At 65.9% G+C, this 15,494-nt stretch carries 15 protein-coding genes and 6 pseudogenes; 14 read left to right on the forward strand and 7 right to left on the reverse strand.

The features are described 5' to 3' along the window. Window positions 1-42: 42 nt before the first annotated feature. The 4 genes and pseudogenes from GAA2_RS16660 to GAA2_RS16675 form a co-directional block, all read left to right on the forward strand. A pseudogene (locus GAA2_RS16660) lies at window positions 43-945 on the forward strand (acyl-CoA dehydrogenase family protein); the annotation flags it as partial. A gap of 20 nt (window positions 946-965) precedes the next feature. Further along, window positions 966-2,117: an acyl-CoA dehydrogenase family protein gene (locus tag GAA2_RS16665; RefSeq protein ID WP_182154721.1), complete on the forward strand. Its 1,152-nt coding sequence runs from the start codon at window positions 966-968 to the stop codon at window positions 2,115-2,117. A 105-nt stretch (window positions 2,118-2,222) separates the two neighbouring features. Beyond that, window positions 2,223-2,690: a hypothetical protein gene (locus GAA2_RS16670; protein ID WP_096273810.1), complete on the forward strand. Its 468-nt coding sequence runs from the start codon at window positions 2,223-2,225 to the stop codon at window positions 2,688-2,690. A 119-nt stretch (window positions 2,691-2,809) separates the two neighbouring features. After that, a complete protein-coding gene (locus GAA2_RS16675; protein ID WP_232513020.1) occupies window positions 2,810-3,712 on the forward strand; it encodes a DDE-type integrase/transposase/recombinase in 903 nt (300 codons plus the stop codon). Between the two features lie 50 nt (window positions 3,713-3,762). On the opposite strand, the gene GAA2_RS16680 is transcribed toward GAA2_RS16675, so the two are convergent. After that, on the reverse strand, window positions 3,763-4,542 hold the full coding sequence (locus tag GAA2_RS16680) for an enoyl-CoA hydratase (protein ID WP_182154723.1): 780 nt from the start codon (window positions 4,540-4,542) through the stop codon (window positions 3,763-3,765). Between the two features lie 153 nt (window positions 4,543-4,695). On the opposite strand from GAA2_RS16680, the gene GAA2_RS23465 reads away from it, so the two are divergent. Continuing rightward, on the forward strand, window positions 4,696-5,043 hold the full coding sequence (locus tag GAA2_RS23465; RefSeq protein ID WP_374978469.1) for a hypothetical protein: 348 nt from the start codon (window positions 4,696-4,698) through the stop codon (window positions 5,041-5,043). Window positions 5,044-5,098: 55 nt separating this feature from the next. Then, window positions 5,099-5,407: pseudogene (locus tag GAA2_RS16690) on the forward strand (leucine zipper domain-containing protein); the annotation flags it as partial. A gap of 64 nt (window positions 5,408-5,471) precedes the next feature. On the opposite strand, the pseudogene istB reads toward GAA2_RS16690, so the two are convergent. Beyond that, window positions 5,472-6,333, reverse strand: a pseudogene (gene istB, locus GAA2_RS16695) (IS21-like element helper ATPase IstB). Beyond that, window positions 6,330-7,676: a Mu transposase domain-containing protein gene (locus tag GAA2_RS16700; protein ID WP_024498618.1), complete on the reverse strand. Its 1,347-nt coding sequence runs from the start codon at window positions 7,674-7,676 to the stop codon at window positions 6,330-6,332. Before GAA2_RS16700 ends, istB begins: the two are co-directional and overlap by 4 nt. A 128-nt stretch (window positions 7,677-7,804) precedes the next feature. Here GAA2_RS16700 and GAA2_RS16705 point away from each other — a divergent pair. Continuing rightward, window positions 7,805-8,204: pseudogene (locus tag GAA2_RS16705) on the forward strand (IS481 family transposase); the annotation flags it as partial. 34 nt (window positions 8,205-8,238) lie between these two features. On the opposite strand, the gene GAA2_RS16710 reads toward GAA2_RS16705, so the two are convergent. Next, window positions 8,239-9,558 (reverse strand): IS256 family transposase, encoded by a 1,320-nt coding sequence (locus GAA2_RS16710; protein ID WP_006438912.1) that lies wholly within the window; start codon window positions 9,556-9,558, stop codon window positions 8,239-8,241. A gap of 138 nt (window positions 9,559-9,696) precedes the next feature. On the opposite strand from GAA2_RS16710, the pseudogene GAA2_RS16715 reads away from it, so the two are divergent. The 4 genes and pseudogenes from GAA2_RS16715 to GAA2_RS16730 form a co-directional block, all read left to right on the forward strand. Continuing rightward, window positions 9,697-9,852: pseudogene (locus GAA2_RS16715) on the forward strand (integrase core domain-containing protein); the annotation flags it as partial. 48 nt (window positions 9,853-9,900) lie between these two features. Next, window positions 9,901-10,191, forward strand: a complete 291-nt coding sequence (locus GAA2_RS16720) for a transposase (protein WP_005195137.1) — start codon at window positions 9,901-9,903, stop codon at window positions 10,189-10,191. After that, the gene (locus GAA2_RS16725; RefSeq protein ID WP_020169777.1) at window positions 10,188-11,126 is read left to right on the forward strand and encodes an IS3 family transposase; all 939 of its coding nucleotides are present in this window, start codon (window positions 10,188-10,190) and stop codon (window positions 11,124-11,126) included. The genes GAA2_RS16720 and GAA2_RS16725 overlap by 4 nt, the downstream gene beginning before the upstream one ends. Window positions 11,127-11,163: 37 nt before the next feature. Continuing rightward, window positions 11,164-11,286: pseudogene (locus GAA2_RS16730) on the forward strand (integrase core domain-containing protein); the annotation flags it as partial. Here GAA2_RS16730 and GAA2_RS16735 read toward each other — a convergent pair. Continuing rightward, a complete protein-coding gene (locus GAA2_RS16735; RefSeq protein ID WP_238063834.1) occupies window positions 11,283-11,882 on the reverse strand; it encodes a TetR/AcrR family transcriptional regulator in 600 nt (199 codons plus the stop codon). The pseudogene GAA2_RS16730 and the gene GAA2_RS16735 sit on opposite strands and share 4 nt — an antisense overlap. A gap of 95 nt (window positions 11,883-11,977) precedes the next feature. On the opposite strand from GAA2_RS16735, the gene GAA2_RS16740 reads away from it, so the two are divergent. Continuing rightward, entirely contained in the window at window positions 11,978-13,288 is a 1,311-nt protein-coding gene (locus tag GAA2_RS16740; RefSeq protein WP_182155779.1) for a cytochrome P450, read from the forward strand. 274 nt (window positions 13,289-13,562) lie between these two features. After that, the gene (locus GAA2_RS16745; protein ID WP_182155781.1) at window positions 13,563-13,898 is read left to right on the forward strand and encodes a transglycosylase family protein; all 336 of its coding nucleotides are present in this window, start codon (window positions 13,563-13,565) and stop codon (window positions 13,896-13,898) included. Between the two features lie 102 nt (window positions 13,899-14,000). On the opposite strand, the gene GAA2_RS16750 is transcribed toward GAA2_RS16745, so the two are convergent. Together GAA2_RS16750 and GAA2_RS16755 are read right to left on the reverse strand one after the other, a co-directional pair. After that, a complete protein-coding gene (locus tag GAA2_RS16750) occupies window positions 14,001-14,423 on the reverse strand; it encodes a hypothetical protein (protein WP_006435951.1) in 423 nt (140 codons plus the stop codon). A gap of 67 nt (window positions 14,424-14,490) precedes the next feature. Further along, a complete protein-coding gene (locus GAA2_RS16755; protein WP_006435950.1) occupies window positions 14,491-14,670 on the reverse strand; it encodes a hypothetical protein in 180 nt (59 codons plus the stop codon). 80 nt (window positions 14,671-14,750) lie between these two features. Between GAA2_RS16755 and GAA2_RS16760 the strand changes: the two genes are divergently transcribed. Further along, window positions 14,751-15,494, forward strand: coding sequence for a guanylate cyclase (locus GAA2_RS16760; RefSeq protein WP_182155783.1), 744 nt, complete (start codon window positions 14,751-14,753; stop codon window positions 15,492-15,494).

Consider the following 15,494-nt stretch of genomic DNA (forward strand, 5'->3'; position numbering starts at 1 on the left):
GGGCTACGCTCCGGAGCGAACATTCGGTAGATTGCCATTCGACAGAAGAACTTCTTCCTGCCGGGCATCCTCGACGGCAGCGTCTTCTTCTGCCAGGGCTACTCCGAGCCCGAGTCCGGTTCCGACCTCGCGTCGCTGTCGATGGCCGCGGTCGACGACGGCGACGACCTCGTCGTCACCGGCTCCAAGATCTGGACCACCCACGCCTCGGAGGCCAACTGGATCTTCTGCCTGGTCCGCACCTCGCGCCAGGAGCGCAAGCAGCAGGGCATCACCTTCCTGCTCATCGACATGAACTCGCCCGGCATCGAGGTCCAGAACCTCGTCTTCGCCTCGGGCGAGCAGGTCCAGGCGCAGGTGTTCTTCGACGGCGTGCGCGTCCCCAAGAAGAACGTCCTCGGCAAGATCGACGACGGCTGGACCGTCGCCAAATACCTCCTCGTCTTCGAGCGTGGCGGCGGCGCGGCTGCCCCGGCGCTGCAGGTCATGGCCGAGCAGCTCGGTCGTGACGCAGCAACGGTGACCGCACCCGACGGGGGCCCGCTGTCGGAGAATCCGGCGTTCGCGGCCAAGCTCACCGACCTCCAGATCCGCGCGAAGATCCTCGAGGTCCTCGAGTATCGTGCGCTCGCCGCGATGACGTCGGGCAAGGACCCCGGCTCGATCGCGTCGATGCTGAAGATCCTGGGAACCGAACTGAGCCAGGAGATCACCACCCTGGCGCTCGAGGCCGCGGGTCCGCACGGCCGCGTCTTCCAACCGCATGCGACCCGCCCCGGTGGTCCGATCTTCCAGTACACGCCACCCACCGACGGCTACGTCAGCGGTGAGCCCTGGCAGGCCGTCGCTCCCCTGCACTACTTCAACGACCGCGCCGGCTCGATCTACGCGGGTAGCAACGAAATTCAACGAAACATCCTCGCCAAAGCGGCTCTGGGTCTCTGACGGGTCACAGGAGAAAACTGATGGACTTCACACTCACCCCCGAACAGCAGCTGCTGTCCGACGGACTCAACAAGTTCCTCGACGCACGCTACGACCTGCAGGTCAGTCGCGACGCCGCGAAGGTCGGCGAGGGCTGGCAGCCCAAGATCTGGAAGGCCTTCGTCGAGGACCTCGGCGTCGTCGGCGCCTACCTGCCCGAGGAGATCGGCGGATTCGGCGGCGGCGCCGAGGAATTGATGGTCGTCACCGAGGCACTCGGACACGCCCTGGTCGTCGAGCCGTTCGTCGACTCGGTGGTTCTCGGTGCCGGACTGCTGCACTCCACCGGTAACCCGGTCGCGCTCGAAGCCGCCGGTCGTATCGCCGCGGGCGAGGCCCTCAGCGCGCTCGCCGCACTGGAGGACGGTTCGGGCGGCGTGCTGTCGCGCATCGAGACGAGCGCCGACCGCGACGGCGAGGGATGGGTGCTCAACGGCAGCAAGGCCGTCGTCACCACCGCACCCATCGCCGACTACCTCATCGTCAGTGCCCGGACCTCGGGCGAGCCGCACGACCCCGCGGGTGTGTCGCTGTTCCTCATCGACCTCGCCGACGGCGCGCCGCAGGGACTCGAACTCCAGCGGCTGCGCACCATCGACGACCGGCAGGCCGCCGACATCACGTTCACCGACGTCCGGCTCCCCGGAGACGCACTCATCGCGGGCGACGGTGCCATCGACCTGCTCGAGAAGGCCTGGGACACCGCCACCGCAGCCGTGGTCTCCGATGCCGTCGGACTGATGCGGAAGGTCTTCACCGACACCGTCGAATACGCCAAGCAGCGCGAGCAGTTCGGCGTCCCGATCGGCAGCTTCCAGGTGCTGCAGCACCGCATGGTGGACATGCACCTGCAGCTCGAGCAGTCGGTGGCCGCCCAGTACTTCGCGATCCTGTCGCTCGACGCCGAACCCGCCGAGCGCGCCGCCGCGGTCTCCGCCGCCAAGGCGACGATCAGCCGCGCCGCACGCTTCATCGGGCAGAACTCGGTGCAGCTGCACGGAGGCATGGGCATGACCGAGGAACTGGCCATCGGTCACTTCTTCAAGCGTCTCACCGCCATCGAGTACGAATTCGATACCGCCGACGCCCATCTGGCGCGTTTCGCCAAGGCGACCGCGGAGACCAGCGTCTGACGCATCCGCAAACCCACCACAGATCGGCAAAGCCACCACCTTGAACGCATCCTGTCAGGCTGTTTGTGAGACACCTGGCGGGGTGTGCGGGGATCGGAATGTGTGATGACTATCAGTGTCGAGGTCGGCCGAACCCCGAATGGGCAGCGGTCTTACCCGCTTGGTTTCAAGGTCGAGTTTTTGCAGTTGTGGGATGCGGCGACGCTGGAGCGCGGTGGCCGTGCCCGGTTGCTGCGCGAGCATGCTCTGTCGCGGGCCACGGTGCGGGGCTGGTTGCACGCCCGTGATCGGGGAGACTTTGAGGTGTCGATGGTGTCGGCAGCACTCAAGTCGAAAGGATCGCGCCGGGTGGATGCTCAGGAACGAGCCGAGTTGGCGCGGTTACGCGCTGAGAACCAACGGCTACGTAAGAAGGTCGAACAGGCCGAAGCCATTCAAGAGATCATGGGAAAAGCTATCGAGCTCATGGACGGGATCACCGCGAGCTCGACGAGCGAGGAGGAGCAGATCCCACCGGCGTTGATGAGCGCCGAACAGTACCAGCAGTGGCTGCACCGCAAAGGACTGTCCTAGTCGAGACGGTCATCGCGTTGGCCGCAGCTGGGATGACGATCGCGGCGGCATGTGTGTGGGCGGGATTGCCGCGGGCAACGTTTTATCGCCTCACTCGCCGGTATCGGCACTACACACCGGTGACCGATCCGGTCCCGCAGCACGCCCGCCAACAGCCGGCGGCATTGACTGCCGGTGAGCGTGCCCAGGCACGAGCGGTACTCGAAGACGAGCAATACGCCGAGCTGTCAGTGTGCCAAACCTATTGGCGGGCTTTCGATGCCGGTCGGGTGCCGTGTTCGCAGAGCAGTTTCTACCGCATTGCCAAAGCCGAACAGATGACCGGTGATCGCCGCAAAGGCAGGCACGGCGGCGGGTGCGCACGCCCGGCGCCCAAAGCGGTAGCGACGGCGCCGGGGCAGTTGTGGTCCTGGGATGTCACCGAACTCAAAGGACCATCCCGCCAGCGCTACAAGCTGTACCTGGTGATCGATGTGTTCTCCCGCTACCCGGTCGCCTGGCGCATCGAGCACGTCGAGGACACCGCCCTGGCAGTCGACATGTTCGCCGCCGCCTTCACCCGCTACGGCGCCCCGCAGGTGCTCCACGCCGACAACGGGGCGATCATGCGCTCACGCGATCTGCTCGACGCCCTGCAGGCTGCCAAGATCGAAGCCTCGTTCTCCCGGCCCCGAGTCAGTGACGACAACCCGTTCTCCGAATCGCTGTTCAAGACCATCAAATACGACCTGCAGTGTCCCGACCGGTTCGACCACATCGACCACGCCCGCGCCTGGACCGCCACCTTCCTCGCCACCTATGCCGACGAGCATCGCCACAGCGGGTTGGCCTGGCACACCCCGGCCTCGGTGTTCGACGGTACTGCCACCCAGCAGCGGCAGCACCGCCAAACACTGCTCAACCGCCACTACCTGGCCCACCCGCAACGCTTCCGGCGCCCACCCCGGGCCCCGGAAATCCCGACCACCGTCGGGATCAACCACAGAAGAACAACCAACCAAGTCCTGTCTCAGACAGGTTGAGAAATTCCGTTGAAGGTGGTGGCTTTGCCCAAAAGTGGTGGGTTTGTGGGTTATTCGGTCCACACGGGCGTCCGCTTCTGCAGAAACGCCGACATCCCTTCCTGCGCATCGCACGTCATCGCATTGGTCGCCATCGTCTCCGACATCTCCTTGTAGGCCGAGGCCTCGTCGAGTTCGATCTGCCGGTAGAAGGCCTGTTTGCCGATGGACACCGTCCGGGCACTCGACCCGGCGATCCGCAGTGCCAACTCGCGGACCGTCGTGGCGAGTTCGTCGTCCTCGACGACACCGCTGAGGAGCCCCCAGTCGGCGGCCGTCTCGGCGTCGATCGCCTCACCGGTCAGCAGCATGTGCATGGCCCGCTTGCGACCGATGGCGCGGGTCAGCGCGACCATCGGCGTCGAGCAGAACAGCCCGATCCGTACGCCGGGCGTCGAGAACGTCGCGCTGCGTCCGGCGACCGCGAGATCACAGGTCGCAACCAGCTGGCACCCCGCGGCGAAGGCCATTCCGGCGACCTCTGCGATCACCGGTTGGCGCACCTCGTGGACGGTCCGCATCAGCTCGGCGCAGGTGTCGAAGACGGCGCGTTCGTCGTCGAGCGTGCGGTCGACGAGTTCACCGAGGTCGTGACCGGCCGAGAACGCCGGGCCTTCCGCTCGGATCACGATGACCCGCACCTCGGAGTTCTCGTCGAAGCGGCGGAGTCCCGCGGTCACGGCCTTCATCGTGGTGGTGGACAACGGGTTCCGACGCCGCGCGGCGCACAGGGTGATCACACCCAGCGGCCCGTCCACCTCGACCGTCACCCGGTCTGTCGTCTCGCTCATCCGCGGACCCCTCTCCCAGAGAACCTCGATCGGCCGGAACTGCGCACCGGATGCCGCCGGCACTGCGACCTGAGTCACAACCTACCGTCCGGGAATTGCCGGCCGCCGGGACGGGTGACTCCAACTGTGACCAGTACCGCGCTCTTCGAGCCGATGACGCTCCGCGACCTGGAGATCCCCAACCGGATCTGGCTCGCGCCGACGTGTCGATACAGCTGTTTCGCCGGCGACGGTGTACCCACCGACTGGCATCTCGCCCACCTCGGCGTCCGTGCCGCCGGCGGTTTCGGTCTGATCCTCACCGAGGCCGTCGCCGTCGTCCCACGGCCGTCCTCTTCGGACGCGTCGCCTGCGCGAACCGTCCTGGCCGCAGCGCGCCGCACACGAACTGGGCCTCCCCCGCGACGAGGCGCCGTATCCGCCTCAGTATCTGCGCGGCGCCTGGCGCTAGCTGTAATGACCAGGGACGTTGTGGACGGTGTGGCGCCAGTGAATAGGTGAGGACCTCCGGTATCGGTGTGGTTACCACAACACACGCCGCTACCAAGAGGTCCTCATGTCCCACGCTAATGCCTTACTGACCCCAAAGGGGCGTCTGAAACTCGCTTCGGTGATCATCGATGAGGGCTGGTCGATCCGCCGAGCCGCCGAACGGTTCCAGTGCTCGCCCACCACAGCCAAGAAATGGGCCGACCGCTATCGGGACGGCGGGCCCGCGGCGATGGCTGATCGATCCAGCCGACCCCACCGCAGCCCCAATCGGACCCCCACACGCTGCGAACGGCGAATCATCAACCTGCGCTTCACCCGCCGCTGGGGACCACACCGCATCGCCTACCACCTCCAACTGCCCTGCAGCACCGTCGGTGACGGGGCTCAAGAAACTTCCCCAGGTGTGCTCACTGAAATTCCCCACCCGTGGGCGGCTCCTACTGTAGCGTCCGTCGGGTTGGTGCGGTGGCGGTGCGCTGGTTTTGGGTGCGGGCGTGGTGGTCGCGTAGCCGGTAGGAATCGCCGTCGAGTTTGAGCACGACGGAGCGGTGTAGCAGTCGGTCGAGCATGGCGGCGGCGACGGTGGTGTCGCCGAGGACTTCACCCACATTCGGCGACTGACCGGTTGGTGGTGATCACGATGCTTGTCTTCAAATATCGTTGTGCCACAACTTGAAACAGCGCTGACGCGGCTTCGGCCGGTAGCGGCAGGTATCCGAGTTCGTCGATCACCAGCAGGGTGGGACCGGCGAAGAATCGCATGCAGGTGGCCCAGCGGCCCTCGATGGCGGCTTTGTGGCAGCGGGCGGCCAGATCCGCGGCGGTGGTCACATACGTGCGGTAGCCGGCGTGCACCGCGGCATGCGCCAGCCCGACGGCGAGGTGGGTTTTGCCGGTGCCGGGCGGTCCGATGAGCAGCACGTTGGTGGCCGATTCGAGGTAGGCGCAAGTGCCCAGTTCGCGGATCAATGCTCGGTCGACTCCGGGGGCGGCGTCGTAGTCAAACCCGTCCAGGGTGGCGGGGGTGGGCAGGCAGGCGAACCGCAGCCGCCCGGCCAGGCGGCGGGCCTCGGTGGCATCGACCTCGATGCCGAGGAGGTGCTCGAGGGTGTAGGTCATCGTCCACTCCTGCTCGGCGGCGGTCTGCAGCACCTGCGGTAGGGCTTGCGCGGCGGAGTCGAGTTTGAGTGCGGCGAGATGCCCACGTAGCTGCTGATACACCGAGACCGCCGATTGTGACTGCGGTGCATCACTGTTCGGATTGGAGGTGGTGGTGGTTTCGTCGGTCTTGTTGGTCATGGGAGTTGGGTCCTGTTCTGTGCGGCGCGTTCGTACACGCTCAGATCGATCACCGACGCCTCGGTCGGTGTGGCGGGGTGGGCGGTTGCGCGGCGCAGCGCTTCTGCAGCTTGTCGGGCGGTCTGGCCGGGTGGGATGCGTTCCTTGCGGCGATGCGGTCGGCGACTCGATGAGGCGCCGGCCTGGGCCAGGGTGTCCAAGGCGACGACATGGCCGTGGTCACGCACTTGGGCTCCCGAGCCGGCAGTGGCCAGGCGGTGGCGGGCGATCACGATGCCCGAGTCGGTGGCGATGTCGATATGCCCGTCACCGAGACGCTCACTGACGTGCACGTCGCTCATCGCCAACTCCGGGGGCACCGAGTACTGGTTGCCCTTCCATGCCACCAGCGCCTGGCGAGACACTTTCCGCACCTCGGTGACCGTCGTCGGGTACGGAGCTGCTGGCGGGGCGCTCAGGGGTTCGCGTTTGGCGATGGTGGCCACGTTCGAGCGCCCATCTTTGGTTCGGCGCACCCGAACATCCGAGCGGGTCCGGCAGAACGTGTCGCAACTGGTCTGGGCTTGCTCGACGGTCAGCTCGTCAGGAAGTGTGCGCCACCAGCGTTGCGCGGCAATGTGATTGGACTTCTCCACCACACCCTTGCGGTTCCCGCGCCGGGGTGGGCACACGGCCACCGAGACGCCGTAATGCTTGGCGACGCCGGCGAACTCGGCGGTCAACGCGCCGGTTGCCGGGTGACACACCGTGGCCATCCGGTCGAACCGCCACGACTTGGTGACCCCACCCAAGCGGCGGGTGATGCGGTCGATACCGGCGATCACCTGCGGGCGGGTCATATCCGGTGCCAGATAGCCACGCCACCGCCCCGAATGCGACAGTGACCCGACCAGCAGGAATGCGGTCGAACCCCAACCCCACTGCGCTGGAGGATTCGGCAACTCCACCCAATCCCATTGTGTCTCTTCACCCGGCGGGTGTTCGATGATCGCATTCGCCCGTTCGGTGACCTGCGCGCAGTCCGCACACTTCGGTCGCAGACCGCGAGTCCGGATCTGGCGGGTCAGGGTCTGATACGACTGGGTGTAGCCGAGGTCCTCGAGTTCATCGCACAACGTGCGTGACCACAGATGCGGGTCCTCGTCGAGTCGGGCCCGGACATAGTCGAGGTAGGGGTCGAACGGATCAACCGCCGGCCTCTTGCGCTGGCCCGGGGTGCGCTCACCGTTGAGGTAGGCCCGGATCGTCTTTCTATCGTGGCCGGTGTGGCGGGCGATCGCCGAGATCGTCCACCCCCGGTTGTGCAGTGCATGTACTTCCACATCGTTCTCCCGTGTCAACATGAAAGCGGGCCTCCCGAGGTTGCTGGTGAGTGGTCAGAGACCATCAGCATCACGGGAGGCCCGCCTACTCTGGCGGAGCCACACGGGTGGGGAATTCAGATGAGCATCACTGGGGAATTTCGATGAGCGCCGTCATCGGAGCGGTGTTACGCCGGTATCAGATGCCGCTGCTACGGCATCTCGACCACAACACGGGCCTGGTCGTCCGCCGGCCTCGACCACGCCGTTACGAGCATCCAGAGCCCGGCGACATGATCCACGTCGATATCAAGAAACTCGGCCGGATCCCCAACGGCGGCGGACACCGCAAACTCGGACGCACGATCGGTAACCGCAACAACAAGAAGAACGGTCGCGGCTACGCCTTCGTTCATCACGCCGTTGATGACCACACCCGACTGGCCTACTCCGAGATCCTCGGCGACGAACGTAAAGAGACCGCCGCCGGATTCTGGTCGCGTGCGAACGACCTACTTCAACAGTCACGGAGTCACCGTCAAACAGGTACTCACCGACAACGGATCCTGCTGAGAAATTGTCAAGACCTGTGGATCGGGGTGTTTCAGGCGACCTCCGTTCCGGTGCGCTCGTCACCGTTTGAAGGCGGTTGCGGTGGGGTGATGTCGGTGGGCCGTTCGAGCAGTTTGCCTTTGTGGAAGACCGCGCCGGCACGGACCAGGGCGACCAGATGCGGGGCGTTGACGGCCCGCCAGCGGGCTTGTGCGGCGTCTATCAGCTTGTAGGCCATGGCAATCCCGGCCGCGCGTGATCCAGGCCCCTTGGTGACCTTGGTCCGAAGTCGCACCGTGGCGAAAGTGCTTTCGATCGGGTTGGTCGTGCGCAGGTGAATCCAATGCTCGGCCGGGTACTTGTAGAACTCAAGCAGGGTGTCAAGGTCGTCGGTGATCTTGGCGACGGCCTTGGGGTATTTGGCGCCGAAGTCGACCTCGAATGCCTTGACCGCGACCTGTGCCTTGTCGATGTCCTCGGCGTTGTAGATATCCTTGATCGCCGCCAACGCCGACGGATGTGCCGACTTAGGCAGTGCGGCAAGGACATTGGCCTGCTTGTGAAACCAGCACCGCTGCTCACGGGTCGCTGGGAACACTTCGCGGACCGCCTTCCAGAACCCGAGGGCGCCATCGCCCACGGCCAGCACCGGGGCAGTCATCCCGCGGCGTTTGCAGTCGCGTAGCAGGTCGGCCCACGACTCGGTGGACTCCCGATACCCGTCGGTGATCGCCACCAGCTCCTTGCGGCCATCAGTACGCACGCCAATCATCACCAGCAGGCACAGTTTGGTCTGCTCCAGGCGCACCTTGAGGTGGATGCCGTCGACCCACAGGTAGACGTAGTCGGTACCGGACAGATCACGGCGCCCGAACGCCGCGGCTTCGTCCTGCCACTGCGCGGTCAGCCGGGTGATCGTCGAGGCCGACAACCCCGCACCCGAGCCGAGGAACTGCTCCAACGCCGCAGTGAAGTCGCCGCTGGACAGCCCATGCAGGTACAGCAGCGGCAACACCTCACTCATCTGCGGAGACTTACGTGCCCACGCCGGCAGGATCGCCGAGGAAAACCGCTGCCGCACACCGGTATCGGGGTCCACGCGGCGGTCGTTGACCCGCGGCGCCTTCACCTTGACCGCGCCGGCCGCGGTCAGCACCTCACGCGGCTGGTGGTAGCCGTTGCGGACCACCAACCGATGGCCGTCCTCATCGAGCTGGTCGGCGAACTGGGCCACGTAGGCGGCGACCTCGGCTTTGAGTGCTGCAGCCAGCATCTGCCGGGCGCCGTCGCGGACGATCTCGTCCAATAACGACCGACCGGCACCGCCGGTGCTTTCAGTGGCCTCGGTGGCATCGTGAACTACGGTGAGCATGGGCGTACCTTCCCGAACCAGCGCGCCAACGCCGGCTCATGATCGGACCTTCGGATATTCAGATCATCCTCGGGAAGGTGCGCCCACTTTCAACGCCCCCTCACCGAGGGTCATCCACAGGTTCTGATCATTGCTCGATCCTGCTACCGCTCACACCTTTTCAAGCAAACCCTGGGTCCCGAGATCACGCACAAACGTACCCGTCCGTACCGACCACAAACCAATGGCAAAGTCGAACGATTCAACCGGACGCTGAACCAGGAATGGGCCTACGCCCAGACCTACCTGTCAGACGAGTGAGGTTCCCCCCGAACCGTAGAGGCATCGATAATGAGGAGCACGATGCCAGAGAAGCGGAAGAAGTACGACCGGGAGTTTCGTGATGGGGCGGTCCGGATCGTCGAGGAGACAGGTAAGCCGATCGCCCAGGTCGCTCGAGACCTGGGGGTCAACGAGGGCACCTTGGGTAACTGGGTCAACCGGGCGCGCGCCGAGCGGGAGGGCCGCGGCGAGCTGACCGTTGATGACGCTGCTGAGCTCAAACGGTTGCGTGACGAGGTCGCCGAGCTGCGCATGGAGCGTGATGTCCTCAAGCGATCAGTGGTCCTGTGGGTGAAGGAGGCGACGAAGTGAGCGTGGCACGCTTTATCGCCGACCAGAGGACCAACTATCGGGTGCCACACGCGGTGTCCTGCCGGCTGCTCGGGGTCAGCGAGGCGTGGTTCTACAAATGGCATAAGCGGACCCAATCGCCGGGTGCGGCAACGGGTTTGCACACCACCCGCGACTATCGCCGGGACACCATCGACCGGGCCGTGGCGGTGGCGTTCGACAAGGCCCGCGGCCTGCACGGGTCACCGCGCCTGCATGCGGATCTGCGTGCTGACGGGTGGACGGTGACCGAGAAGACTGTCGCTGATTCGATGTGTCGTCAGGGCCTGGTCGCGCGGCGGATCCGCCGGCGCAACGGGCTGACCCGTCAGGACAAGACCGCCCCGAAGTTCCCCGATTTGTTGGGTCGCGATTTCACCGCACAGTGCCCCGATCAGCGGTGGGTCGGCGACATCACCGAGATCCCGACCGCGGCGGGCAAGCTGTATCTGGCCACGGTCATCGACCTCTACAGTCGCCGCCTGCTGGGGGCGGCCACCAGTCGTCACCCGGATGCAGCGTTGGCGTGTGCGGCGATCGAGATGGCGGTCGCCACGCGGGGCGGTATGCAGGCGATATGGCGTGATGACGATGCGCAGAAGCTGATTTTCCACACCGATCGTGGGTCGACGTACACCGCGAAACGGTTCACCAGGCTGTGCCAGAAGATGGGTATCCGGCAGTCGATGGGCCGGGTCGGATCGTGTTTCGACAACGCCGCAGCGGAGGCATTCTTCTCTTCTTTGGAGTGGGAAGTGTTGTCACGCAACGAGTTCCATACTATCATGGAGGCGCAGGCGGTCGTGTTGGAGTGGTGCTACGGCTTCTACAATCACCAGCGTCGCCACAGCGCGATCGGGATGATGAGTCCGGTCGACTACGAGAACACCGCAGTCACCGAGCCCGAAGCCGCATAGAGGAGTCCTCCACGATTCCGGGGGAACCACAGAGGCCCGCGCCCAGACCTACCAGGACTGGGTTCATCACTACAATCACCACAGACCCCACACAGGCATCGACGGCAAATCACCCATCGAGCGACTCGCCGTCCACAACCTCCCTGGGAAGAACAGCTAGCTTCCGCCGGCTCTGATCAGGGCGAGGCATGCCGCTGTCGCGGGTTCGATGATCTCCGACAGCGGCGCGCCCGATTCCACGGCGTCGGCGGTCAGCTCGCGCACCCCGCCCCACAGGAACACCGCCCGCTCCCGGCTGATCGGCGACACGCCCGCGGCGACCATCTCCGGGGTGGATGTCAGGCTGACGAACAACCTGATCCAGTCCTCCATCGCCTCGTCCTTCACCGACTTCGCCTCCCGGCCCAGGGCCGGCAATTCGCGAATCCAGCTGAGCGTGAGGCCGGGGTACCCTTCCCCGGTGCGAACATAGGCTGAAACCGCCTGCCGCACCTGCACTTCCGGGGTCGCTGCGCGATCTATCGCAGCCGCGATCTCGGAGATCATGAACGTGTTGGTGGTCCGCAGCAGCGTGAAAAAGCAGTCCTGCTTGTCGGTGAACTCCTGATAGAAGGAGCGCCGCGAGGTCTGCGCCACACGGACGACATCGGCGACGGTGGTCTCGCGGTATCCCGACCCGGCCACACAGTCGAGCATCGCCGCCAGGAGCCGTTCCCGCGTCGACGACGCGCCTTCCGGCCACAGATGCGAGTTCACGCAGCGAGCATAAGCCTCTTGCCCTGCCTGATACCCCCGCGTACCGTCACTGGTACGCCGACGTACCACCCTCCTCCGGAAGGCCTCGACTCCCGATGAGCACACCTGTCATGAGTGGCAACGCGATCCTGCCGCCCGCCACCCGCCTACCGACGGCTGTGCAGGGCGTCGCCGCGGTCACCTCCCGGAGACACTTCTTCGGTCTCCTCCACCGACGGCACGGTTCGGCCTTCACGGTGAAACTGCCCGTCTTCGGCCCGGCCGTCGTCATCTCCGACGCCGCGCTCGCGCGCGAACTGTTCACCGCAGGCGACAAGGTCATCAACGTCCAGCCCAACCTGGGTCGCATCCTGGGCACCGGGTCGATCTTCTCCCTCGAGGGCAGGCAGCATCGCGCCCGCCGCAAACTGCTGACCCCGCCGCTGCACGGCAAGCGGATGAAGACCTACGAGCAGATCGTCGAGGAAGAGGTCCGGACCGAGGCGGCGACCTGGCCGAACGGGACCGAGTTCGCCTCGATGGAGCCGATGATGCGGATCACGCTGAACGTGATCCTGCGGGCGGTGTTCGGCGCTCAGGGCAAGGACCTCGAGAATCTACGCAGGATGATCCCGCCGATGGTCGTCACCGGTTCGCGCGCGGCCACCTTCCCGAATCTCCCCCACGCCCTGCGGGCACTCGATCCCAACCACCGCTACCGCCGCATGCATGCGGAGTACAAGACCTACATCGGCGACCTGATCACCAAGTCGCGCAACGACTCACGCCTGGAAGAGCGTGACGACATCCTCGCCCTGATGCTGCGCAGCACCTATGAGGACGGCACGGGCATGGACGACGAGGAGATCGGCGACGAGCTGCTCACCATGCTGGCCGCGGGTCACGAGACCACGGGCACGACTCTCGCGTGGGCTTTCGAACGCCTCCGTCGCCACCCCGACGCCCTGGCCGAACTCGTCACCGAGGTCGACGCCGGCGGCACCGAGTACCGGCACGCGACCATTCTCGAGACCCAGCGCAGCCGTCCCGTCATCGACTTCGCCGCCCGGCACGTGGTCGCCGACCACCTCGAACTCGGCCGCTGGCGCATCCCGCGTGGATACAACGTAATGGTCTCCATCGCCCTGCTCCACGCCGACAGCCGTGAGTTCGGCAATCCGGAACGGTTCGATCCGACCCGCTTCCTGGGCACCGCGCCGCCAGCGGCCTGGTTGCCCTTCGGCGGCGGGACCCGGCGCTGCATCGGCGCCGCTTTCGCGACGATGGAGATGGACGTGGTGCTCCGGACCGTGCTGAGCGACTTCGAGCTGCTCCCGACCGACGACCGCGCGGAGCGCTGGTTCTCGCGGGGCGTCGCCTACGCCCCTGCAGGCGGTGGACGCATCGCCGTGAGACGGCGTCCCTAGTCGCGCAAACACCCCGCGAGCAAGTGGTCCGCACCACATTTTGTGTGTGACCTTCGTCATCGAACGCGTCCGAACACCGGGCTCCGCGCCCCTCCGCGGAATGCCGCGGTGCGCTGGGCTTTTACCCCAAAGCTAACACCGTTATCCGTGCGTTACCAAAATCCCGCAGGTCACGAGGATGACGTGACCTTAACGTTACCAAGCCGTATGGTCGGCCCCGGTCCGAAATCAACCACCTTGCCAACCCCGGGTGGTGATAGGAGGAACGAAGACCATGCGAATGACCAAGACGCATACGACCAAGCTCGTCGCCCGTGCCGCTGTCGTCGGCGCACTCACCGCAGCACCGTTCGGCATGCTGGCGTCCACCGCCTCGGCCGACTCCGGCAACTGGGACGCTGTCGCCCAGTGCGAGAGCGGTGGCGACTGGTCCATCAACACCGGCAACGGCTACTACGGCGGCCTGCAGTTCTCGATGAGCACCTGGCAGGCCAACGGTGGCACCGGTAACCCGGCAGACGCCTCGCGTGAGGAGCAGATCCGCGTTGCGGAGAACGTCCTCGCCACCCAGGGCCCCGGCGCGTGGCCGACCTGCGGCGCGAACCTCTGATAGCAGTACCGGCGCCTCAGGTGCCGTGACTGCATCACCGAAACCATGAGGCCGGTGAGTCCACCTCGGACTCACCGGCCTCATGCGTTTCCCCGACCGCGCTCAGTCCGATTTCTCGTCGTCACCCGGTTCCGCGTCGAGCGCCTCGTCGAGAGCACTGACCGCGATGCCATACGGCAGGAAGCGCACCTTGCGACGCGGGTCGGTGTTGTTCTTGTTGGCACGTAGCGCATCGAGTTCGGTGGCATAGACCTGCTCGACGCGGGCCCCGCCGTCCTCGTCGACGACGAACACGGCCCACACACCCGATCCGGTCTCACCGGCTGTCTCCGGACGCGGCTGCGTCCGGGTGCGGCCTCGGGCCGCCTCGTCGAAGAACATCGAGAACGCTCCGGGACCGGCCTGACCCTCGAAGAGCTTCCCGAAGACGTCGCGCAGGCCCTCTCCCGCCTCACGCGCGAACCGGTCGAAGTCCTCCGGGCCGAAGTTGAACGGTCCGCCGCCGAATCCGCTGTTGTCGCTCATGGTGTTCCCTATCTGTGGTTCGGCTTTGCCCGGCCGACCGCGGGGCCGACCTCGCCCACCAGTGTCCTCAGGATCGTTCGTCTCCGCCACCTGCGGTGTCGGCCTCCGCCAGGCGTCGATGCAGACGTTCGCGGACATCGTCGGCCGAGTAGGCGTTGCGCTGCCGCTGGTCCCGCGCGATCAGCACCCCGCCGGTCGTCACGCCGACGGCACCGGCGAGGCCGAGCCACTTCCACAGATTCCTCATGGGGGCAGGATAAGTCGCATCGGAACGATCGTCACCGCCACCGATGGCTGCGAGGGCCGACGAGGCTCTACCCTGCTGAGGTGCCCACCAGGAGAAAACCGCGCCGCGCCGACCTCGCCGGCGAGTCCGGCGGCGTCTCGCTGACCACAGCGCTCGAGGCCACCCGCACCGGCGACGTCTGGCTGTTCCGCGGCGATTCAGGCCCCGACCGCGCCATCCGCACCCTCACCAACGCGCCGGTGAACCATGTCGCGATGGCTGTCTGCATCGACGATCTGCCGCCGCTCCTCTGGCACGCCGAACTCGGCGACAAACTCACCGACGTCTGGACCGGGTCGAACCACCGCGGCGTCCAGCTGCACGATGCGCGCGAGGCCGTCGAACAGTGGATGGTGCGGTACGAGCAGGCGTGCTGGATTCGTCAGCTCAGTCCCGAGGTCACCAGGGAGCAGGAAGACCATCTGCTCAAGGTGATCGCGCGACTCGACGGCACCCCGTTACCGACCACCGCACGTCTCGCCGGACGATGGTTCCGTGGTCGTATCCCCAACTCCGTCGACCTGGTGCGCGGCATCCCCTACCTCGATCGCAAGGTCCGGGAACGTCGTGACCAACGGCAGCACGAGGTCTCGGCGCCGGAGCCGGTGAGCCTCGAAGCCGCGTATTGCGCCGAGGTCGTCGCGATCACCTACCGCGACATGGGCATTCTCGACACCACCAAGGGCTCCAACTGGTTCGACCCGGGCCGGTTCTGGAGCGGCGACCGTCTCCCCCTCCACGCACCGCACACCCTCGGACCGGAGATCGCGGTCCATCTCTCGTAG

This window comes from Gordonia ajococcus (assembly GCF_012974285.1).
GTDB classification, from domain to species: Bacteria; Actinomycetota; Actinomycetes; order Mycobacteriales; family Mycobacteriaceae; genus Gordonia; species Gordonia amicalis.